The sequence below is a fragment of the Pseudomonas sp. 18-147 genome, from assembly GCF_051048045.1.
GTDB classification, from domain to species: Bacteria; Pseudomonadota; Gammaproteobacteria; order Pseudomonadales; family Pseudomonadaceae; genus Pseudomonas; species Pseudomonas aeruginosa.
Window position 1 is genome coordinate 6,375,627 of record NZ_CP182296.1, and the last position, 21,484, is coordinate 6,397,110.

The window sequence follows — 21,484 nt, forward strand, 5'->3', positions numbered from 1 at the left end:
TCATTGCTGCCAGTCGTCGGGAATCACCGCGATCACGTCGATCTCCATCAGCCACTGCGGCTGGCCGAGGGCCGAGACCACCAGTCCGGTGGAGATCGGGAACACCCCTTTGAGCCACTTGCCGACCTCGCGATAGACCGGCTCGCGGTAGCGCGGATCGATCAGGTAGGTGGTGGTCTTGACGATGTGCGAGAGGTCGCTGCCGGCTTCCTCAAGCAGTTGCTTGACGTTCTTCATCGCCTGCTCGGCCTGGGCGCGCGGGTCGCCGAGGCCGACCAGGTTGCCGTCGAAGTCGGTGCCGACCTGGCCGCGCACGTACACCGTGTTGCCGGCGCGCACGGCCTGGCAGAGATCGTTGTCCAGGGACTGGTTGGGGTAGGTGTCCTTGGTGTTGAACATGCGAATGCGGGTATGGGTAGGCATCAGCTGACTTCCTGGAGGCTGGTTTGCGGAGCTTGCGAGGCGCGGTCCTGTTCCTGGCGCTGGGCGGCGTCGCGGTATGCGAGGTACTTGCGCTGGATGGCGATGTGGTCGGCGACATGGCGCGCGTCGTGCCAGACGCCCCAGATGAACGAGGAGCCGCGCCGCGACAGCCAGGGCAGGCCGATGAAATACACGCCGGGTTCGCTGGACACGCCACGCTGGTGGCGCGGCTTGCCGTCGCGGTCGAAGGCATCGACCTGCAGCCAGCCGAAGTCGACGGCATAGCCGGTGGCCCAGATGATGCTGCCCACCCCGGCCTCGGCCAGGTCCAGTTCGAGGATCGGATCGGTCACGCACTGCGGGTCCGGCAGCCGGCGGCGCGCCTCGGGCTCTTCCGGCAGGTCAAGGCCGTTGCGGGCGATATAGGCGTCGGCGGCGTCGAGCAACGCCAGGTAGTTCTCGTCGCCGCGCGCCAGGTTCTCCGCCAGGTCCGGCCGGAAGGTCGCGACGCCGTCGACGAAGGATTCGGTCAGTCCGACCAGGGTCACGCCCTGATGCGCCAGGGCGCGGAAGTCCACGGTATGTCCGCCGCGGGCACCGCTCACGGCGATGGTCACATGCTCGCGCCCGGGCTTGGCGACTTCCGCATCCCATTCGCCGAGCACGCCCAGCCACCAGCAGAAGTCGCGGTTGCGGTAGGAACGCGGCGGACGGTCATGAGCGCCCACCGAGAGGTAGACCTGGCGCCCGGCACGTTGCAGCTCGTCGGCGATCTGTACCCCCGACGAACCGGCGCCGACCACCAGTACCGCACCTTCGGGCAGCTGCTGCGGGTTGTAGTAGTGGGCCGAGTGGATCTGCCGGATACGCTCGTCGCGCGGCGCGATCGGCGGGATCACCGGACGCTGGAACGGGCCAGTGGCGGCGACCACGCGGTTGGCCTCGATGGTCCCTGCGGAGGTGTCCACGGTGAAGCCGGGGCGACCGACATTGCGCACCACCTTCCTCACCTCGACGCCGGTACGGATCGGCGCGTCGAATTTCTTCGCGTAGGCCTCGAAATAGGCCGCCACCTGGTCCTTGCCGGGGAAACCGTCGGGATCGATGTCGAATTCCATTCCCGGGAAGCGGTCGTGCCAGGCCGGGCCGTTGGCCACCAGCGAATCCCAGCGTCCGCTGCGCCAGGCCTCGGCGATGCGGTTGCGCTCCAGGACTAGGTGCGGCACGCCGAGCCGGCTCAGGTGCTCGCTCATCGCCACGCCGGCCTGGCCGGCGCCGACGACGAGGGTGTCGGTCTTTTCCACGGTCCCGTCCGTGCGCGAGGGCAAGGCGGTGCGATTCAGGTCGGTCATGGCTCGGTTCCTCGGACTCTGGTCGTTCTTGTTCTGCGGTTGCGTGATGGCCGCATTCTGTTCAGAGCCGGGGAATAGCGAAATTATGATTTTTGTAGTCGCTGGCTAGGGAAAAGCTGCACGCCCGCGCGGTCGGCGGGCGGCAGAGGCGTCGCTCAGGACCTGCCGACGAACTGGCGAGCTGGAGAAACCGGGCGAAAACGAACGGGGAAGCGGAGTCCCCGAACGGCAACCGAGCTTTCCGAAGCCGTTTCCAACGCGGTTTTGCCGACGTACAGAGTTCGCGAAGGTTTTCAGAGGATCGGCGAGACCAGCCGCGCCACGCGCATCCCCAGTTGCTGCAGGCGGCGCACGCTGCGGCGGTCTTCCGGAGTGAATTCGAGCGACTCGGCGAAGTCCGCCTCGAGCATCGCCTCCACCTCGCCGGCGAAGCCCTCGTCGACGGTCACCACCATCACCTCGAAATTCAGCCGGAACGAACGGTTGTCCAGGTTGGCGCTGCCGACGGCGGCGGTGTCGCGGTCCACCAGCACCACCTTCTGGTGGAGGAAGCCGGGCTGGTAGCGGAACACCTTGACCCCGGCACGGATCGCCTCCAGCGCGTAGAGGCTGGACGCGGCATACACCGTGCGGTGGTCCGGGCGCGAGGGTATCAGCAGGCGCACGTCGACGCCGCGCAGCACCGCCAGGCGCAGGGCGGCCATCACCGCTTCGTCGGGAACGAAATACGGCGAGGTGATCCAGACCCGCTCGTGGGCGGCGTTGATCATCTCGACGAAGAACAGCGAGCAGGTTTCCTGGGCATCCGCCGGACCGCTGGCGACTACCTGGCAGAGCGCGCCCTCGCTGTCGTACTGCGGCGGCAGGATCAGCGGCGGCAGGCTGTGGGTCGCCCAGTACCAGTCCTCGGCGAAGCTTTCCTGCAGGCACGCCACCGCCGGCCCGCGCAGTTCCATGTGGGTGTCGCGCCAGGGCGCCAGCGGCGGCTTCTCGCCGAGGTACTCGACGCCGACGTTGTGCCCGCCGACGAAACCGCACTCGCCATCCACCACCACGACCTTGCGGTGGTTGCGGAAATTCACCTGGAAGCGGTTGAGCATGCCGCTGCCGGTGCTGAAGCCATGCATCTGCACGCCGCCCTGGCGCAGCCGCTCGACATAGCGGTGCGGCAGCGCGTGGCTGCCGATGGCGTCATAGAGGAAGAACACCTCGACGCCGTTGGCCGCACGTTCCAGCAGCAGTTGCTGGAGGCGCTGGCCGAGGGCGTCGTCGCGGACGATGAAGAACTGCACCAGGATCACCTGGCGGGCGGCGGAAATCGCCTTGAACATCGCCTCGAAGCTGGCCTCGCCGTTGACCAGCAGGCGCACCCGGTTGTTCGCCAGGGTCGGCGTGCGGGTCATCCGCACCAGCGCCTTGAGCCCCTTGTAGCCGCTGACCTGGCGGGCCGCCAGGGCCTCCTCGACCCAGGGACGCCAGTCCAGCTCGGCGGCCGCCAGGTGCATCTCGCGGTTGGCCTGGCGCCGCGCCTCGATGTAGGCGTCGAAACGGCTGCGACCGAACACCAGGTACGGCAGCAGGGTCAGGTACGGCATGAATACCAACGAGGTGGCCCAGGCGATCGCGCCCTGGGCGGTGCGCACGGTGAGCACGGCATGGATGGCGGCGACGAAGCCGAGTACCTGGATACCGACCAGCAGCAGGCCGAGGTAGGTGGTGGAGGTCATTGCGCGAGGTCGATCCTTGTCCACTCCGGTGGCGGCCATCATAGCCCTCTCCGGGGTAGGTCTGGCCAGCCTGGCAAACAGCCAGGGGGGCGAGGCGGGATTGGCAGGATCCGTGGGATCGACGTCATTCGGCCGCGCTCGCCCTGCCCTACGCTGTTCCCATCGAAAACCACCGCAGACCGAGGAGCCCGCCATGAGCGACGTCCGTCCCCCGCTTCCCCCCTTCACCGCCGAAACCGCCGCGCAGAAGGTCCGCGCCGCCGAGGACGGCTGGAACAGCCGCGACCCGCAGCGCGTCTCGCTGGCCTACAGTCCCGACAGCGTCTGGCGCAATCGCTCGACCTTCGTCCGCGGCCGCGAGCGGATCGTCGAATTCCTCAGCGGCAAGTGGCAGCGCGAGCAGGAGTACCGGCTGATCAAGGAACTCTGGGCGTTTACCGGCAACCGCATCGCCGTGCGCTTCGCCTATGAATGGCACGACGACTCGGGCAACTGGTTCCGCTCCTACGGCAACGAGAACTGGGCGTTCGACGAGCAGGGATTGATGTACGAACGTCACGCCAGCATCAACGACCTGCCGATCCGCGAGGACCAGCGGCTGTTCCGCTGGCCGCTGGGGCGCCGACCGGACAACCATCCGTCGCTCGGCGAACTCGGCCTCTGAACCCGCGCCGGCAGGGGCGCGCGCACTCCCCGTTGCCGGCCCCGGGCGGCCAGCGCCTGTTCCATCCGCGACATTGCCCTCCGTCGTTGCGGTCGCACGCTTGACGCTTTCGGCACGACCCTGGTCGTTTTCGGGCCGGGTCGCGCCGGGCCCCGACGATATGCTGCCCCCAAAGCGTCGGCACAAGTCCCGGCGCGCCCAGCCTGAAAGGGGTATGCCAGATGAGCCCAGCCGAATTGCACGCCGACAGCATCGTCATCGACGGTCTGATCATCGCCAAGTGGAACCGCGAACTGTTCGAGGACATGCGCAAGGGCGGCCTGACCGCCGCCAATTGCACCGTATCGGTATGGGAAGGCTTCCAGGCGACGGTGAACAATATCGTCGCCAGCAACAAGCTGATCCGCGACAACAGCGACCTGGTGATCCCGGTGCGCAGCACCGCGGACATCCGCAAGGCCAAGGAGCAGGGCAAGACCGGCATCCTCTACGGTTTCCAGAATGCCCACGCATTCGAGGACCAGATCGGCTACGTCGAGGTGTTCAAGCAGCTCGGCGTGGGCATCGTGCAGATGTGCTACAACACCCAGAACCTGGTCGGCACCGGCTGCTACGAGCGTGACGGCGGGCTCTCCGGCTTCGGTCGGGAGATCGTCGCGGAGATGAACCGGGTCGGCATCATGTGCGACCTCTCCCACGTCGGCAGCAAGACTTCCGAAGAGGTCATCCTCGAATCGAAGAAGCCGGTCTGCTACTCCCACTGCCTGCCGTCCGGCCTCAAGGAACACCCGCGCAACAAGTCCGACGAGGAGCTGAAGTTCATCGCCGATCATGGCGGCTTCGTCGGTGTGACCATGTTCGCGCCGTTCCTCAAGAAAGGCATCGACTCGACCATCGACGACTACGCCGAGGCCATCGAGTACGTGATGAACATCGTCGGCGAGGACGCCATCGGCATCGGCACCGATTTCACCCAGGGCCACGGCCACGACTTCTTCGAGTGGCTGACCCACGACAAGGGCTACGCCCGGCGCCTGACCAACTTCGGCAAGATCGTCAACCCGCTGGGCATCCGCACCGTCGGCGAATTCCCCAACCTCACCGAGACCCTGCTCGAGCGCGGCATGCCCGAGCGCGTGGTGCGCAAGGTGATGGGCGAGAACTGGGTAAGGGTCCTGCGCGACGTCTGGGGCGAGTAACTCCCGGCCCACTCCCGACTCGTCGCCTCTTCCTCCAGGGAGGGGCATTGCATCGCACCCATCTTCCCTCTCCCCGCCTCTCTCCCTGAAGGGAGAGAGGGAGTCAAAAGAATCGGAGCTTACACCATGGCCAAACATGCCCCCCAACTGCCCATCGAGGTCGACAGCGAGACCGGCGTCTGGACCACTGACGCCCTGCCGATGCTCTACGTACCGCGACATTTCTTCGTCAACAACCACATGGGCATCGAGGAAGTGCTGGGCGCCGACGCCTACGCCGAGATCCTCTACAAGGCCGGCTACAAGTCCGCCTGGCACTGGTGCGAGAAGGAAGCCGAATGTCACGGCCTGGAGGGCGTGGCGGTGTTCGAGCACTACATGAAGCGCCTGTCCCAGCGCGGCTGGGGCCTGTTCGAGATCGAGCGGATCAACCTCGAGGAAGGCACCGCCGAGGTCCGCCTGCGGCACTCCGCCTTCGTCTACGTCTACGGCAAGGTCAATCGCAAGGTCGATTACATGTTCACCGGCTGGTTCGCCGGCGCCATGGACCAGATCCTCGCCGCCCGTGGCAGCAGCCTGCGCACCGTGGCCGAACAGGTCTACAGCGGCGCCGAGGACGGTCACGAAGACGGCCTGTTCGTCGTCAAACCCCTGTAAGCCGAGGAAAGGGTCATGGCCTTCGAAGCAATGTTCCAGCCGATCCAGATCGGCAAGCTGACCATCCGCAACCGCGTGCTCTCCACCGCCCACGCCGAGGTCTACGCCACCGACGGCGGGATGACCACCGAGCGCTACGTGAAGTACTACGAGGAAAAGGCCAAGGGCGGCATCGGCCTGGCCATCTGTGGCGGCTCCTCGGTGGTCGCCATCGACAGCCCGCAGCAGTGGTGGAGTTCGGTGAACCTGTCCACCGACCGGATCATCCCGCACTTCCAGAACCTGGCGGACGCCATGCACAAGCACGGCGCCAAGATCATGATCCAGATTACCCACATGGGGCGCCGTTCGCGCTGGGACGGCTACCACTGGCCGACCCTGATGTCGCCGTCGGGTATCCGCGAGCCGGTGCACCGCGCCACCTGCAAGACCATCGAGGTGGAGGAGATCTGGCGGGTCATCGGCAACTACGCGCAGGCCGCCCGCCGCGCCAAGGAAGGCGGCCTGGACGGCGTCGAGCTGTCCGCCGTGCACCAGCACATGATCGACCAGTTCTGGAGCCCACGGGTCAACAAGCGCACCGACGAATGGGGCGGTAGCTTCGAGGGGCGCATGAAGTTCGGCCTCGAGGTGCTCAAGGCGGTGCGCGCCGAGGTCGGCGAGGACTTCTGCGTCGGCATGCGCATCTGCGGCGACGAGTTCCACCCGGACGGCCTGTCCCACGAGGACATGAAGCAGATCGCCAAGTACTACAGCGATACCGGCATGCTTGACTTCATCGGCGTGGTCGGCTCCGGCTGCGACACCCACAATACCCTGGCCAACGTCATCCCCAACATGACCTTCCCGCCGGAGCCGTTCCTGCACCTGGCGGCCGGCATCAAGGAAGTGGTCGACGTGCCGGTGCTACACGCGCAGAACATCAAGGACCCGAACCAGGCCACGCGCATCCTCGAAGGCGGCTACGTGGACATGGTCGGCATGACTCGCGCGCACATCGCCGACCCGCACCTGATCGCCAAGATCAAGATGGGCCAGGTCGACCAGATCAAGCAGTGCGTCGGCGCCAACTACTGCATCGACCGCCAGTACCAGGGCCTGGACGTGCTGTGCATCCAGAACGCCGCGACCTCCCGCGAATACATGGGCGTGCCGCACATCATCGAGAAGTCCGCCGGACCGAAGCGCAAGGTGGTGGTGGTCGGCGGCGGGCCGGCCGGGATGGAAGCGGCCCGCGTGGCGGCCGAGCGTGGCCACGACGTGACCCTGTTCGAGAAGAAGGAGCAGCTCGGCGGCCAGATCACCACCGCCGCCAAGGCGCCGCAACGCGACCAGATCGCCGGCATCACCCGTTGGTACCAGCTGGAGCTGGCGCGCCTGGGCATCGACCTGCGCCTGGGCACCGCGGCCGACCCCGAGACCATCCTCGACCTGCGCCCGGACGTGGTGGTGCTGGCCAACGGCGGACATCCGTTCCTCGAGCAGAACGAACACTGGGGCGCCGCCGAAGGCCTGGTGGTGAGCAGCTGGGACGTGCTCGACGGCACGGTCGAGCCAGGCAAGAACGTGCTGGTCTACGACACCATCTGCGAGTTCAGCGGCATGTCGGTGGCGGACTTCCTCGCCGACAAGGGCGCCCAGGTGGAGATCGTCACCGACGACATCAAGCCGGGCGTGGCCATCGGCGGCACCACCTTCCCCACCTACTACCGCAGCATGTATCCCAAGGAAGTGATCATGACCGGCGACCTCATGCTGGAGAAGGTCTACCGCGAGGGCGACAAGCTGGTGGCGGTGCTGGAGAACGAATACACCGGCGCGCGGGAAGAGCGGGTGGTCGACCAGGTGGTGGTGGAAAACGGCGTGCGCCCCGACGAGAGCCTCTACTACGCGCTCAAGCAGGGCTCGCGGAACAAGGGCCAGATCGACGTCGAGGCGCTGTTCGCGATCCAGCCGCAGCCCTGCCTCAGCCAGTCCGGAGAAGGCTACCTGCTGTTCCGCATCGGCGACTGCGTGGCCCAGCGCAACACCCATGCGGCGATCTATGACGCGCTGCGCTTGTGCAAGGATTTCTAAGACACGCCTCGTGGCATCCGACCGGCACGGCCGGCCCCCCTCTCCCGCAAGCGGGAGAGGAGGCCGATCCAGCGCCGCCTGACGTCCCGCAGGGAGACCAGAAATGCTCGACACCCTCCTCCCCGTCCTGCTCTTCGCCGCCCTGGCACTTGCCGTGCTCGGCGCCGCGAAGCGCTTCCTCATGTGGCGCCGCGGCCGACCCGCCAAGGTCGACTGGATCGGCGGCCTCATGCAGATGCCGCGTCGCTACCTGGTGGACCTGCACCATGTGGTAGAGCGCGACAGGTACATGTCCAGAACCCACGTCGCCACCGCCGGCGGCTTCGTCCTGGCGGCGCTGCTGGCGATCCTGGTGCACGGTTTCGGGCTGCACGGCCGGATCCTCGGCTTCGCCCTGCTGGCGGCCACGGCGCTGATGTTCGTCGGCGCGCTGTTCGTCGCCCGCCGCCGCCTCGACCCACCGTCGCGGCTGTCGAAGGGCCCCTGGATGCGCCTGCCGAAGAGCCTGCTGGCGTTCGCCGCGAGCTTCTTCCTCGCCACCCTGCCGGTGGCCGGGATCCTGCCGGAAGGCTTCGGCGGCTGGTTCCTCGCCGGCCTCCTCGCCATTGGCGTGGCCTGGGGCGTGTCCGAGCTGTTCCTCGGCATGACCTGGGGCGGGCCGATGAAGCACGCCTTCGCCGGTGCCCTGCACCTGGCCTGGCACCGCCGCGCCGAACGCTTCGGCGGCGGCCGCTCCACCGGCCTCAAGGCGCTCGACCTGGCCGATCCGCAGGCGCCGCTGGGCGTGGAAAAGCCCAGCGACTTCACCTGGAACCAGTTGCTCGGGTTCGACGCCTGCGTGCAGTGCGGCAAGTGCGAGGCGATGTGCCCGGCGTTCGCCGCCGGCCAGCCGCTGAACCCGAAGAAGCTGATCCAGGACATGGTCATCGGCCTGGCCGGAGGCAACGACGCGAAGTTCGCCGGCAGCCCCTATCCAGGCAAACCGCTGGGCGAGCACGGCGGCGGCCCGCACCAGCCGATCGTCGCGCTGGATGGCAAGGCCCTGGTCGACGCCGACACCCTGTGGTCCTGCACCACCTGCCGGGCCTGCGTCGAGGAGTGCCCGATGATGATCGAGCACGTCGACGCCATCGTCGACATGCGCCGCCACCTGACCCTGGAGAAAGGCGCCACACCGAACAAGGGCGCCGAGGTGCTGGACAACCTGATCGCCACCGACAACCCCGGCGGCTTCGCCCCCGGCGGCCGGTTGAACTGGGCGGCCGACCTGAACCTGCCGCTGATGAGCGAGAAGAAGAGCGCCGACGTGCTGTTCTGGGTCGGCGATGGCGCCTTCGACATGCGCAACCAGCGCACCCTGCGCGCCTTCGTGAAGATCCTCAAGGCGGCCGCGGTGGACTTCGCCGTGCTCGGCCTGGAGGAGCGCGACAGCGGCGACGTGGCGCGCCGGCTGGGCGACGAGGCGACCTTCCAGAACCTGGCCAGGCGCAATATCGCAACCCTGGCGAAATACCGCTTCACCCGCATCGTCAGCTGCGACCCGCACAGCTTCCATGTGCTGAAGAACGAATACGGCGCCCTCGGCGGCGACTACCAGGTACTGCACCACAGCACCTTCATCGACGAACTGCTGCGCGCCGGCACACTGCAACCGGGCCGCAGCAAGGCCGGCAGCGTCACCTACCACGACCCCTGCTACCTGGGCCGCTACAACGGCGAGTACGAGGCGCCGCGCAACGTGCTGCGCGCACTCGGCATCGAGGTCAAGGAAATGCAACGCTCCGGCTTCCGCTCGCGCTGTTGCGGCGGCGGTGGCGGCGCGCCGATCACCGACATCCCCGGCAAGCAACGGATTCCCGACATGCGCATGGCCGACATCCGCGAGACCGGCGCCGAGCTGGTGGCCGTCGGCTGCCCGCAGTGCACCGCGATGCTCGAAGGCGTGGTGGCACCGCGGCCGGAGATCAAGGACATCGCCGAGCTGGTGGCGGAAGCGCTGATAGAGCAGGCGGAAGCGCCGGCAAAAAAGCCGGTGCGGCGTGAAGCCGTGGCGGAGGTGCATTGATGAGAGTGTCGAGCTTCACATCGAATCCGCTGCTGACCGGGGCAGCACGGATAGCGGCCTCTCCCTCCAGGGAGGGGGCCGCGGGATCGGGTAGCCGCAGCCACAGGAAGCATTCCGCATGAACGACATCGTCCGTCGCGATCCACGCGCCGAATGGATCGCCCGCAACCGCCTGCATCCGCTGCATGCGGCCATGCAGTCCGCCCAAGGCGGCGAGGTGCGCTGGATGGGCCCCCACGGCGTGATCCGCAAGAACCCGCACGCCGTCGGCTTCCTCGGCCCCAACGGCATCCGCCGCATCGATCGCTCCGGCGGCCAGCAGGGCAGCGGCGCGCGCCGCGCCAGCGTAGCGCAGGAAGCGCAGTTGCCGCTGCATGTGGTCGAGCAACCGGCATTCCTCGTCGCGGTGGTCCCGGACATGGTCGGCGGCCGTCTCTCCAGCCACGACAAGGACCTCCTCGGACTGGCCCGCAAGCTCGCCGGCAACGACGGCGCGGTGCTCGCCGTGGTGTTCGGCGAACACAAGGAAAGCGCCTTCGACAGCGCCGGCGTCGACCGCCTGCTGCACCTCTCCGGCGGCGAGTACGACGGCTACGCGCCCGAGCAGCGAATACTCGCCCTGCGCAACCTGGAGAACCAGCTCGCCCCGCGCCACTGGCTGTTCCCGGACAGTCGCAACGGCGGCGGCGAACTGGGCCGGCGCCTGGCCGCCGCGCTCGGCGAGCGGCCGGCCGGTCGCGTCTGGCAGGTCGAGGACGGCCGCTGCATCGGCCGCGCCGGCGCCGGCCGCGAGGACATCCAGCGCGCCCTGCCGCGCCTGCTGCTGGCCGCGGCGGAATGCGCCGAGCCGGTCAGCGAGACCCGCCATGAGGTTCGCGAACTGCACATGGCCGAGCAGGTGGCGCGCAACCTGCCACGCATCGAGGACCTCGGCCCGGTGGCCGTGGACCCGGCGCGGATTCCCATGGCCGAGGCCGAATTCATTCTCTCCGGCGGCAACGGCGTGCAGGACTGGACGCTGTTCCACCAGGCCGCCGCCGTCCTCGGCGCCACCGAGGGCGCCTCGCGGGTGGCGGTGGACGACGGGCACATGCCGCGCAACCGTCAGGTCGGCGCCACCGGTACCTGGGTCACCGCGCGGGTCTACCTGGCGGTGGGCATCTCCGGGGCGATCCAGCACCTGCAGGGCATCGGCGCCTGCGACAAGGTGGTGGCGGTGAACCGCGACGCCGGCTGCGACATGATCAAGCGCGCCGATCTCTCGGTGATCGGCGACTCGACGGAAATCCTCCGCGCGCTGATCCGCCTGGCCGAGGCACACCGCAACGGCGCCGCCCGCGATGCGGCCTGAACCCGCTTCCACGTACCTTTCATCGGTATCGAACCATGACTGAGCTGAACATCGTCGCGCTGGTCTCCATCGGCGCCCATCCAGCCTCCGGACGCCCGCGCCGTGCCGAACAGGACGCCCGCGCGGTGGAACTCGGCCTGCGCCTGAGCGGCCCACGCCTACAGGTGCTGCACGCCGGCGACCCGCACGCCGAGGCGCTGCGCGGCTATCTCGGCATGGGCCTGGAACGCTTGTCCGTGCTGGAACAGCCGGCCGGCGCCGACGCCCTGCCCGCACTGGCCGAGCACCTGCGCGACTCTCGCGCGCAACTGGTGCTCACCGGCAGCCAGGCGGAAACCGGGGAAGGCTCCGGGATGCTGCCCTTCCTCCTCGCCGAGCGCCTGGGCTGGCCACTGGTGGTCGGCCTGGCCGAGGTCGAGAAGGTCGAAGACGGCAGCGCCCAGGTCCTCCAGGCTCTGCCTCGCGGCCAGCGACGCCGACTGCGGGTACGCCTGCCGTTCGTCGCCAGCGTCGACAATGCCGCGCCGGTGGCCCGGCAGAGCGCCTTCGGCCCGGCTAGGCGTGGCGAGATCGAGGCCCATGAGGTGGAGGTGGTCGACGACCCGCTGCTCGCCGAAGACAGCCTGCAACCGGCCCGGCCGCGCCCGAAGCGGCTCAAGGTAATCAAGGCGAAGACCGGCGCCGAGCGGATGAAAGCCGCCACCGCCAAGGCCTCCGGCGGTACCGGGCAGGTACTCAAGGATCTTTCGGTGGAAGCCGGCGCCGAAGCCATCTTCAAGCTCCTGCGCGAGGAAGGCGTGATCCGCTGAAGCGGGTCAGAACGCACTGTGCGCCAGATCACAAGTTATGACGTGGTGACGATAAATTATTGTATTACGATAATTTATTCCCTAGTTTCGCCATCCAGACGCGAAACACACAGGGGAACCCGGCATGGCGCTGTCCACGCATCTCAGCAACCACAAGCTCTATCTGCTCGGCATGCTCTGCGCCATCCTGGCCTGGGGCATGGCCTGCATCGAACTCGGAGCGAACACCCACCTCTGGTTCTCCGGCCTCAGCGAGCAGGGCTACCTGCAGGCCTGGAGTGATGAAATGCCGCGCCTGGCCAGCGACGGCTTCGTCCTGTCCTGGAGCAGCCGGGCGCTGCTGATGCTGCTGGACTACCTGCCGACCCTGCTTTCCGCGTTCGGCCTGGCGCTCACCGGCCTGTTCTTCCGCCGCCTGGCCAAGGGCGAACGCTGGTCGCAGCGCAACGCCAGGACCCTGGTGCACATCGGCCTGCTGTCCTTCCTGGCACTCTTGCTCCAGCCATTTATCAATACGCTGCAAGGTCTTGTACTATCTCTCGACCTGCCCGACGGCGAGCGTGTCCTGAGCGTTTCGATAGGACTCACTTCCGAAGCGGCCTACGAGTTTCTCAAGGCGATCTTTCTCTGCTCGTTCGGCCTGATGATGAGCGAAGCCAGGAAACTGGACGAAGAAGTAAGAGCCTTCATATGACGACCTCATGATCATCATCCGACTAGACGTCATCCTGGCGAAGAACAAGGTCCGCTCCAAGGAGCTGGCGGAAGCCATCGGTATCACCGAACAGAACCTGTCCCTGCTGAAGAACGGCAAGGTCAAGGGCATCCGCCTCGACACCCTGGAGAAGATCTGCGCCTTCCTGGACTGCCAGCCGGGCGACATCCTGGAATACGTCGCGGACGACTGATCCCCGCTCCACCCTTTCCCAACCAGAAACCATGAACAGACACCTGAACCTCTCGGGCGTTGCGCTCGCGCTCGCCCTGATCTCGGGCTGCGGCCCCTCCGTCCGCTACCAGTACGTGATGCCACCGAGCGAAGCGGGACGCACCTGCGTCGCCCAGTGCCGCACGCAACAGAGCCAGTGCGAAAGCCTCGCGCGCCTGGAATGGCAGAACGAAAACCGCCTGCGCGAAGCGGAACGGCGCAGCTACCACTATTGCAGCCAGGGCAAGAGCAAGAAGCAGGCGCGCAAGGAATGCCTGGCACCAGGCTATTCCTCCTCGTTCGGCTACAACGGCTTCGGCGGCTCCGGCAACTTCAACTGCAGTTCCGACTACGACCGCTGCTTCACCGACATCTGCGGCGGCACCATCCGCCGCATCGTCGAGCAACTTCAATGATCGGAGTATCCCCATGAGCCGACGCCTCTTCCCTCTCCTGCCGTTCCTGTTCCTGGTCGGCTGCGCCCAGGGCTATCCCTCCTTCTCCGGCATCCTTCCGGACGTCCGCGTCAGCGGCGACGAACGCAGCTACGCCGAGCGCGCCGAAGACTGCCTGAAACGGCGCAACTGCCCGCCGGCCACCGATCGCGATCCCTTCGTCGCCGACCCCGGGCACTACTCGCTGGGCGGCAGCTTTCACTGGTGAAGCCGGGTGCCGAAGCCTGGCAACCGACCACGGACCTGGCTTCGGCAGGCGCTTTTCTTTATCCTGCGCGCCCTTTGAACGACTGGGACGAGATCATGCTGAAGAACACCCTGGAACGCCTGGAAACCCTGGTAGCCGAGCTGCTGCAACAGAACCAGGCCCTGCGCGACAGCCACGACCAGCTTCAGCAGCAGCTGCGCCAGGCCACCGAGGAAAACGAAACCCTGCAACTCTCCATGCTCGAGCAGGAAGAAAAGCAGAGCGGCACCCAGGCCCGCCTGGAAGCCCTGGTCGAGCGCCTCAGCGCGCAGCAACCGGTTAGCGCATGAGCCGCGACGGCGTCCAGGTCCTGTCGATCCTCGGTCGGGACTATTCGATCCGCGTGCCGACCGGCGAGGAGAGGGCCCTAGCGGACGCCGCCGCGTTGCTGCAAGCGGAAGTGGACGCCAACAAGCGCAAGTTTCCCTACGTCACCAGCAACGAGCTGGTGGTGCTCTCCGCGCTCAATCTCTGCGCCCGCCAGCTCGGCGCGAACGACGGCGAGTCGCCGCGCCTGCGAGCGGTGGAGCAGCGCCTGGAAGCGCTGGTCGAGCGGATCGCCGGGGCATCCGGCTAGTCGCGCGCCTGCGGACTCGCCCAATACAGCCGCCGATGCCCGCGCGCCTGGTAGTCCTTGACCAGCGCGCAGGCCTCGTCGCGCGTCAGGTCGCGGCGCATGACGAAGGCATTGCCGTTGTCGTCCTGGCGCCACAGGCACCAGCGCGTTTCCTCCGCCGGCTTCGCCGCCACCGCGTCAGGCCTTCAGGGTCGAAGTCTTGCGCAAGCGCAGCGCGAGCATGACCAGCAACACGCCGAAGAACACCGCGTAGGCGCCGATCACCCAGACCACCGCCAGCGCCCCGGCGCCGGGGTTGGCGATCATCAGCACGCCGAACAGCACCGAGATGGCACCAGAGAGGATCATCCACCATTCGTTCTGGATCGACTTGCGCAGGCGGATCGCCGCGACGATCTGGAAGATGCCCATCGCCAGCGCCCAGCCGGCGATGATCAGGAGTAGGCCGATGGCGGTCAGTTGCGGCCAGAAGAACGCAACCAGGCCGGCCGCCACGCCGATCACCCCGACCAGCGCCAGCGGCCAGTTGAACTGCCCATCGCTGCGCATGTTGAACGCGGCGATCAGGGCGAACGCTCCGTCCACCAGCGCGTAGGCGCCCCAGAACAGCACCAGCACGGTCAGCGCCAGGGCCGGCGAGAGCAGGGTCAGGACGCCGAACACCAGCGCCGCCACGCCGCGCAGGGCCACCAGTTTCCAGTGCTTGCCCAGTTCGGCCCACAGGGGATTGTTTTCCACGCTTGCCTCCAGAGGCCGCCCTTGAGCGGCCCGTTCAGGTTGAGTCCTCCCACCTTAGTCCTTTTGCCGGGAGGCTGTCAGGGGGCGGAGGCGGGAGGCAAGGCGTGCGCGCGGGCTCAGGGCCGGGACTTCTCCGGCGGCCGCTGGCGGCGCCAGCAGGCGAACAGGTTCCAGGCCAGCAGCAGGCTGACGAAAGCGGAACTGACGTAGAACAGCAGATTGTCCATGACCTTTCCTCCGCAGCGGCGCCCCGCCAGGGGGCGCCTCGTCCGGCTCAGCTGCCGGCCACCTTGCGCACGTGGGCGGACTCCTCGCCGAGGTTGTTCAGCATGCGCTCGCTGTACCAGTCGAGGAAATTGATCACACCGAACTCGTAGGTCTTCGAGTATGGACCAGGCTGGTAGGCGTCGGAGTTGATCCCGCGCTGGTTCTCCTCGGCCAGCCGACGATCCTGGTCGTTGGTCGCGTCCCATACCTCGCGCAGGCGCGCCACGTCGTAGTCGACGCCTTCCACCGCGTCCTTGTGCACCAGCCATTTGGTGGTGACCAGGGTTTCCTGGGCGCTGATCGGCCACACGGTGAAGACGATCAGGTGGTCGCCCATGCAGTGGTTCCAGGAGTGCGGCAGGTGCAGGATGCGCATCGAGCCGAGGTCGGGGTTCTTGATCCGGCCCATGAGCTTCTTGCTGCCCTGCTTGCCGTCCATGGTCATCGACACCGTGCCGTCCAGCAGCGGCATGCGCACGATGCGATTGCGCAGGCCGAAGCTGGCATGGGCGTACGGGATCTTCTCGGCGTCCCAGGCGCTGGTGCAGGCCGCCACCTGGTCCTTGAACGCCTGGCTGGCGCGCGGGTCGGTGACGTCGTCCCACTCCAGCAGGGTCTTCAGCAGTTCCGGGTGGGAGCCGTTGCAGTGGTAGCACTCGCGGTTGTTCTCGATCACCAGCTTCCAGTTGGCGGCTTCGCGGATGGTGGTCTGCACCGCCACCTTGGCGTTCTCCATGTCGTACGGCTCCATGTAGTGCTCGAGCGTCGCCAGGAAGTCGTCGATGGCCGGCGGGTTCTCCGCCAGGCTGATGAAGATGTAGCCGCCGGCGGTCTTCACCTGGATCGGCTTCAGGCCGTACTCCTTCATGTCGAAGTCGGCGCCCATCTCGGTGCCGGCGAACAGCAGGCGGCCATCCAGCTCGTAGGTCCACTGGTGGTAGGGGCAGACCAGCTTGGCCACCTTGCCTTTCTCGCTCACGCACAGGCGCGAGCCGCGGTGCCGGCAGACATTGTGGAAGGCATGCACCTGGCCTTCGGCGCCACGGATCACCAGGACCGGGTTCTTGCCGATCTGCAGGGTGAGGAAATTGCCCTTGGCGGGAATCTCGCAGGTCATGCCGGCGATCAGCCATTCCTTGTGGAAGATCTCCTGCATGTCGATCTCGAACAGGCGCTGGTCGCAGTAGAAGGGCTGCGGCAGCGAGAAGCTGTGGTCGCGGCTGCGCAGCATGTCGGCGGTGGCCTTGCGGGCCGGTTCCAGGGGATCGCCGAGACTCAGGGTGGAAGTGACGTCCATCGGTAACTCCTCATGCCGCCCCCGCGCGGGTGGCGGCGGAAAAAGTGGCTGATACGGTTGCTACGCAAGGTGGCGTTCACAGCCTTCCTCATCCCGGCGCGGCGTCCGGAATCCCGCCCTGCCGATGGACGGGCCCCGCCGTGGCGGGAATGAAGGTCAGTCGCTCTACACGTCCGGGCTCTACCCTCCCGGGGTTCATGCAAACCCTCGTCTCGGCTGGTCTGGAGTGTGGGCCCGCGCCCGCCGCCGACCTTATCCATGGGCGACATGACCGCATCCGTTTCCGACGCTCCGGGCCGCGCCCCAGCAGGCAGGTCGCGATAAGCATGTAAATGTCGCTGGCAGGTAAATGAGCGGCCACGGCGATGCGCACAATCCGCCCCATCAGGCCATCGTTCGGCCCCGTGCGCACGGAGAGATCATCATGTCGAGCAACTTCCTCAATCCGGTCACCACCCAGACCTGGGCCAACGGCCGGCACCTCGTGCGCTGCGTCAAGGTCATCCAGGAAACCTGGGACGTGCGCACCTTCTGCTTCATGGCCGACCAGCCGATCCTGTTCTTCTTCAAGCCGGGCCAGTTCGTCACCCTGGAGCTGGAGATCGACGGCGAGCCGGTGATGCGCTCCTACACCATCTCCAGCTCGCCCTCGGTGCCCTACAGCTTCTCCATCACCATCAAGCGGGTGCCGGGCGGGCGGGTTTCCAACTGGCTGCACGACAACCTCAAGGAAGGCCAGGAGCTACCGGTGCACGGTCCGGTCGGCCTGTTCAACTCCATCGACTTCCCGGCCGACAAGGTGCTGTTCCTCTCCGGCGGGGTCGGCATCACCCCGGTGATGTCCATGGCGCGCTGGTTCTTCGACACCAACGCCAACGTCGACATGGTCTTCGTCCACAGCGCCCGTTCGCCGAAGGACATCATCTACCACCGCGAGCTGGAGCACATGGCCTCGCGGATCGACAACTTCAGCCTGCACATCATCTGCGAGCGCCACGGCCTCGGCGAAGCCTGGGCCGGCTACCGTGGCTACCTGAACCTGCGCATGCTGGAACTGATCGCCCCGGACTTCCTCGAGCGGGAAATCTTCTGCTGCGGCCCGACGCCCTATATGAGCGCGGTGAAGCACCTGCTGCAGGGCCACGGCTACGACATGAGCCGCTACCACGAGGAAGCTTTCGGGCCGACTCCGCCGGAGGTCCGCGCCGACGTCAGGGAACTGGCCGCGGAAGCCGCCGAGGCGCCGGAGGTACCGGTCGCCGACCAGCACCAGGTGGAATTCACCGCCACCGGCAAGAGCATCCGCGTCAGCCCCGGGGAAACCGTGCACGCCGCCGCCGCCAAGCTCGGCCTGCACATTCCGAAGGCCTGCGGGATGGGCATATGCGGCACCTGCAAGGTAATGAAGACCGCCGGCGAGGTGGAGATGGAGCACAACGGCGGGATCACCGACGAGGATGTCGCCGAAGGCTACATCCTCTCCTGCTGCAGCGTGCCCAAGGGCGACGTGGTCATCGACTACTGAGGGCGCGAGGGAAACGCCAGGCGCTCCCAGTAGCGCCGCCGCGGCAGTTCCTCGGCCGGCAGCCAGCGTCCGGCGCAGGCCCGCAGCGGCTCGGCGGGAGCCTTCAGCAGCGAGTCCAGGGCCAGCACGTAGCGCCCCGTCCCCGCGCAGCGGAAGCACAGGTCGTCGTCGAAGCTGTCGAAGCACGGGTACTCGCCGAGGTCGTCGCGGTAGCGACGCAACGTCCGCTCTTGCACGTCGAGCAGCAGCAGGCGCCACTGGTCCCGTTCCAGGTCGCTTTCCTCGTAGCGCTGGACGTGCCGGGTCAGCGCCAGGTAGCGACCGTCCGCCGACCAGATCATTGGCGCCGCCAGGTTGCCCAAGCCGATGCCCGACGCGGTCAGCAGGTAGCCGTCGCGGCTGAACCCGGCGCGCACGTCCTCGTCGCGGTGCATGCCCTCGTAGTGGAAACCGAAGCCCCAGGCGGCGTCCTCCGCGCCCACCGACGGCAAGACGAAGTCGCCGTCGCTCCAGGGCCGTGGCGCTGCGTCCAGCCAGCGCGACGTGGGGCACAGCCGCCAGGCCGTGCCATCGAACGCCACCCGCGCCTGCTCGTAGTAATGCCGCCAGTCGTCGTGGAAGCGGCCGAATGCGTGCCAGGCGCCGGGCTCGGGCAAGCCTTCGTCGAAGCGGCGCAACAGGCCGGGGTCGCCTTCGCCCGGCCCGCCCGGCGGCTGGTAGGCGTTGCGGCCGAGCAGGTGGAGCAAATGCACCTGGCCATCGATGAAACCTTGCAGGTGTAGATCGGCCAGCGGCTCGGCGAGCCACTCCAGGCGCCGCTCCCGGCTATCGAGTATGGCCAGGCGCTGCGGCAGGGTCGGCGCCTCGGCGAAGGCCACCACGGCCAGGTAGCGACCGCAATCGGACACGCGGTGGTCGAGCGTCCACTCGCCATCCAGGCGCCAGTCGCCCAGGCGCAAGGCATAGGCGCCGCGCTCCGCCTCCTGATCGTCGCGCAACCACTCCCAGACGGCCCGGCTGCCATCGGCCAGCGGTGCGCTCTGCAACAGGCATCCCGGCCTGCCGGCCGCGCCATCCAGGGGCAGCAACAGGTCCAGGCGCGGCATGTCGGCCTCGCGCCAGCGCGGCCGGTCGTCCGCATCGCGAGCGTGCAGAAGGTAGAGGCTGGAATGGCTGTACGAACCCAGCGTGCCGTAGCGTTCGTAGGTCAGGCAGGGTTGCGCCAGGTCCAGGCCGAAACGCAGCCAGCCATCCTCCAGCCCGAGCAGTTCGGGCCCGCCGGCATGGGGCTCGGCGGGCAACGCCGACCACGGCGCGCCCAGCGCACGCAGGCCGCCGTCCTCTCGCCAAAGCCAGTAGGCATCCTGCCCCAGCGGCTCGCCTGCTGCCTGCAGCGCCAGCGCCCGGCCGTCATCGCTCCAAGCCAATGGCGGCGCTTCCCGCGACAGGTAGAGGCCGCTGGCCTCGCCGTTTATCCACAGCTCGCCGCGGTTGGCGCGCAGCGGCGCGAAAGGATCGTCCAGGGCCAGCAGGCTGGCCGGCAGCCAGGGGCGGATTTCCAGCGCGGGCCCGCCAAGCGGGGACGGTAGCGGTTGCGCGCGCAGATCCCCGCTCCAGCGCTGCCATTCGCTTTCGGGCAGCCAGAGGTCGCCGATGGCAACGAAGGCCTCGGCCTCGCTGCCGGCCTTGAGCGCCTGCAGCTCGAGGCGCTGCGGTGCGTTGGACGTCAGCGGACTGTGCCGCCCGATCACCTCGCGCTCGGTGACGCTGTCCAGCTCCCAGAAGTTGTCCACGGCACAGCGGTAGAGCAACCGCTCCTGCCGGTCGAAGATCGCCAGGCCCCACGCGCCTCGGCTCGGTATCGGCGAAACGAAGTGGCGGCCATCGCTGGAAAAGCGTGCCGAAGGATTGCAGTCGGGGATGAAACAGCCGTCGGGCATCAGGTAGTGGCATACCAGCGGGCCGCCCATGGCGATCTCGCCGCCGTCGAACAGGCGGATCGCCTCGCCCTCGGGGGTCCGCTCGGGCGCTTCGCCGCCCCATGCGCTACCTCCGGCCGGCAGGGGTACGTCCAGCGCTTGCGGAGCCTGGCGCTCCAGGCGCAGGCCGCGCTCGAAGCGAATCTGCAACAGCACGCCGCCGATCACCGCCAGCAAGCCACCGCCCAGTCCCAGCCAGAAGCCCGGCAGTGCCTGGCCCAGGGCGATGCCGCCACCCAGAACCCAGAAGAACAGCGCCTGTTGCAGGCGATACGGCACCTTGCCGCGCCAACGATCCGTGGCCCACTCGGCGCCCAGCAGCAGCACCCAACCCAGCGCTACCAGCGGCAACGGAAGGAGGACGCCAAGGGCCACCAGCACGGCGATCCAGGCGATCTCGCCGAGGCCTTCGAGCAACAAGCGGCCGAGCGGCTTGTCTGACATCCGATCATCCATGATCCATCCCACTTTCCTGGCAAAAGCCAAGGGTAATCAAGGCTCCGATCAACCACCAGAGCCAAGGCGAAGCTGACCTTCTCATACTGGAAAACACCAGGGCGCCAAGGTTGTCCACATTCGGACTGGAATTCCATACAGGTGTTTCTTCGCCGCCTGGATGTCTGCCATGTGTTCACTCAAGCATTTGAAATAAAAGATAAATTCTACAAATTCAAGTGCATTTCAGGGCCGGCTACTCAGCCCGTCCCTGCCTCCGGGAAGCCCTTTCCAGGCTAGGTTGATCACAGACTTATCCACAAGTTGTGCAATCCATCGCCTCCTCTATGTCCTGCGGGTCCAGAAACAACATACCGACAATACCTCCTCCGTGGCGCGAGGGCTCCGCAAGCCCATCCGGCTTTCCTTCCGGGTAAATCGCACTTCGCCGCACGCTCGGCCTGGCCGCACTCTCCTGCTCATTTAACGATCAATGCGCCAGAGACCCCGCCGTACGGCCCCCCCAAGCGTGAGCGAACAACTTTTCCACAGGGCTTTACACTTCCCGTGGGGAAAAACAAAAAAATATTCACAGCATGAAGAAAAATCTCTGCTTTCTCAGGCAGTCCGGCTCTTCCCATGCGCACCGATCGTTTATTGATCAATCCACCGCAGGCTTAGCCCTATGCGGCTTCTGGCGCTATCCATACAGG

Annotated in this window: 21 protein-coding genes; 14 read left to right on the forward strand and 7 right to left on the reverse strand. The window is 67.0% G+C overall.

Going from position 1 to position 21,484, the window contains the following annotated elements; genetic code table 11:
• The 3 genes from ACM0M4_RS30075 to cls all read right to left on the reverse strand — a co-directional run bounded on the left by ACM0M4_RS30075 (position 1) and on the right by cls (position 3,541).
• Positions 1 to 423 carry a RidA family protein gene (locus ACM0M4_RS30075; protein WP_003096732.1) on the reverse strand — a complete coding sequence of 141 codons (423 nt, stop codon included), beginning with the start codon at positions 421 to 423 and terminating at the stop codon, positions 1 to 3.
• Entirely contained in the window at positions 423 to 1,775 is a 1,353-nt protein-coding gene (locus ACM0M4_RS30080; protein ID WP_003122387.1) for a flavin-containing monooxygenase, read from the reverse strand. Before ACM0M4_RS30080 ends, ACM0M4_RS30075 begins: the two co-directional genes overlap by 1 nt.
• Before the next feature lie 293 nt (positions 1,776 to 2,068).
• Positions 2,069 to 3,541: a cardiolipin synthase gene (gene cls / locus ACM0M4_RS30085; RefSeq protein WP_003121332.1), complete on the reverse strand. Its 1,473-nt coding sequence runs from the start codon at positions 3,539 to 3,541 to the stop codon at positions 2,069 to 2,071.
• Between the two features lie 154 nt (positions 3,542 to 3,695).
• On the opposite strand from cls, the gene ACM0M4_RS30090 reads away from it, so the two are divergent.
• From ACM0M4_RS30090 to ACM0M4_RS30150, 13 genes are all read left to right on the forward strand, one after another.
• Positions 3,696 to 4,166, forward strand: a complete 471-nt coding sequence (locus ACM0M4_RS30090) for a DUF1348 family protein (RefSeq protein WP_003106041.1) — start codon at positions 3,696 to 3,698, stop codon at positions 4,164 to 4,166.
• 221 nt (positions 4,167 to 4,387) lie between these two features.
• On the forward strand, positions 4,388 to 5,365 hold the full coding sequence (locus ACM0M4_RS30095; protein WP_003106042.1) for a dipeptidase: 978 nt from the start codon (positions 4,388 to 4,390) through the stop codon (positions 5,363 to 5,365).
• Positions 5,366 to 5,491: 126 nt separating this feature from the next.
• Positions 5,492 to 6,022 (forward strand): DUF5943 domain-containing protein, encoded by a 531-nt coding sequence (locus tag ACM0M4_RS30100; RefSeq protein WP_003107282.1) that lies wholly within the window; start codon positions 5,492 to 5,494, stop codon positions 6,020 to 6,022.
• Between the two features lie 15 nt (positions 6,023 to 6,037).
• Positions 6,038 to 8,098 carry a dimethylglycine demethylation protein DgcA gene (gene dgcA / locus ACM0M4_RS30105; RefSeq protein WP_003107280.1) on the forward strand — a complete coding sequence of 687 codons (2,061 nt, stop codon included), beginning with the start codon at positions 6,038 to 6,040 and terminating at the stop codon, positions 8,096 to 8,098.
• A gap of 103 nt (positions 8,099 to 8,201) precedes the next feature.
• Positions 8,202 to 10,163, forward strand: a complete 1,962-nt coding sequence (gene dgcB / locus ACM0M4_RS30110; protein WP_003096746.1) for a dimethylglycine demethylation protein DgcB — start codon at positions 8,202 to 8,204, stop codon at positions 10,161 to 10,163.
• A gap of 118 nt (positions 10,164 to 10,281) precedes the next feature.
• Positions 10,282 to 11,514: an electron transfer flavoprotein subunit alpha/FixB family protein gene (locus ACM0M4_RS30115; protein WP_003114448.1), complete on the forward strand. Its 1,233-nt coding sequence runs from the start codon at positions 10,282 to 10,284 to the stop codon at positions 11,512 to 11,514.
• Positions 11,515 to 11,549: 35 nt separating this feature from the next.
• A complete protein-coding gene (locus ACM0M4_RS30120) occupies positions 11,550 to 12,323 on the forward strand; it encodes an electron transfer flavoprotein subunit beta/FixA family protein (protein ID WP_034017043.1) in 774 nt (257 codons plus the stop codon).
• Between the two features lie 124 nt (positions 12,324 to 12,447).
• Positions 12,448 to 13,017: a hypothetical protein gene (locus ACM0M4_RS30125; protein ID WP_003096751.1), complete on the forward strand. Its 570-nt coding sequence runs from the start codon at positions 12,448 to 12,450 to the stop codon at positions 13,015 to 13,017.
• Between the two features lie 7 nt (positions 13,018 to 13,024).
• A complete protein-coding gene (locus ACM0M4_RS30130; RefSeq protein WP_003096753.1) occupies positions 13,025 to 13,231 on the forward strand; it encodes a helix-turn-helix domain-containing protein in 207 nt (68 codons plus the stop codon).
• 31 nt (positions 13,232 to 13,262) lie between these two features.
• Positions 13,263 to 13,667, forward strand: coding sequence for a hypothetical protein (locus ACM0M4_RS30135; RefSeq protein WP_003105714.1), 405 nt, complete (start codon positions 13,263 to 13,265; stop codon positions 13,665 to 13,667).
• A 13-nt stretch (positions 13,668 to 13,680) separates the two neighbouring features.
• Positions 13,681 to 13,914, forward strand: a complete 234-nt coding sequence (locus ACM0M4_RS30140; protein WP_003105712.1) for a hypothetical protein — start codon at positions 13,681 to 13,683, stop codon at positions 13,912 to 13,914.
• 95 nt (positions 13,915 to 14,009) lie between these two features.
• Entirely contained in the window at positions 14,010 to 14,243 is a 234-nt protein-coding gene (locus ACM0M4_RS30145) for a hypothetical protein (RefSeq protein WP_023115670.1), read from the forward strand.
• Complete coding sequence (locus ACM0M4_RS30150) at positions 14,240 to 14,530, forward strand: cell division protein ZapA (RefSeq protein ID WP_003117181.1); 291 nt, start codon at positions 14,240 to 14,242, stop codon at positions 14,528 to 14,530. Before ACM0M4_RS30145 ends, ACM0M4_RS30150 begins: the two co-directional genes overlap by 4 nt.
• Here the strand turns inward: ACM0M4_RS30150 and ACM0M4_RS30155 are convergent.
• The 3 genes from ACM0M4_RS30155 to gbcA form a co-directional block, all read right to left on the reverse strand.
• Positions 14,527 to 14,703 carry a hypothetical protein gene (locus tag ACM0M4_RS30155; protein ID WP_034017042.1) on the reverse strand — a complete coding sequence of 59 codons (177 nt, stop codon included), beginning with the start codon at positions 14,701 to 14,703 and terminating at the stop codon, positions 14,527 to 14,529. The two genes, ACM0M4_RS30150 and ACM0M4_RS30155, sit on opposite strands and share 4 nt — an antisense overlap.
• A gap of 4 nt (positions 14,704 to 14,707) precedes the next feature.
• Complete coding sequence (locus tag ACM0M4_RS30160; RefSeq protein WP_003096765.1) at positions 14,708 to 15,268, reverse strand: HdeD family acid-resistance protein; 561 nt, start codon at positions 15,266 to 15,268, stop codon at positions 14,708 to 14,710.
• Positions 15,269 to 15,542: 274 nt separating this feature from the next.
• A complete protein-coding gene (gbcA, locus tag ACM0M4_RS30165; protein ID WP_003096766.1) occupies positions 15,543 to 16,832 on the reverse strand; it encodes a glycine-betaine demethylase subunit GbcA in 1,290 nt (429 codons plus the stop codon).
• Positions 16,833 to 17,256: 424 nt separating this feature from the next.
• On the opposite strand from gbcA, the gene gbcB reads away from it, so the two are divergent.
• Positions 17,257 to 18,357: a glycine-betaine demethylase subunit GbcB gene (gene gbcB / locus ACM0M4_RS30170; RefSeq protein WP_033988263.1), complete on the forward strand. Its 1,101-nt coding sequence runs from the start codon at positions 17,257 to 17,259 to the stop codon at positions 18,355 to 18,357.
• Here the strand turns inward: gbcB and ACM0M4_RS30175 are convergent.
• Positions 18,351 to 20,780: a hypothetical protein gene (locus ACM0M4_RS30175; RefSeq protein ID WP_034017040.1), complete on the reverse strand. Its 2,430-nt coding sequence runs from the start codon at positions 20,778 to 20,780 to the stop codon at positions 18,351 to 18,353. The two genes, gbcB and ACM0M4_RS30175, sit on opposite strands and share 7 nt — an antisense overlap.
• Between the last annotated feature and the right edge of the window lie 704 nt (positions 20,781 to 21,484).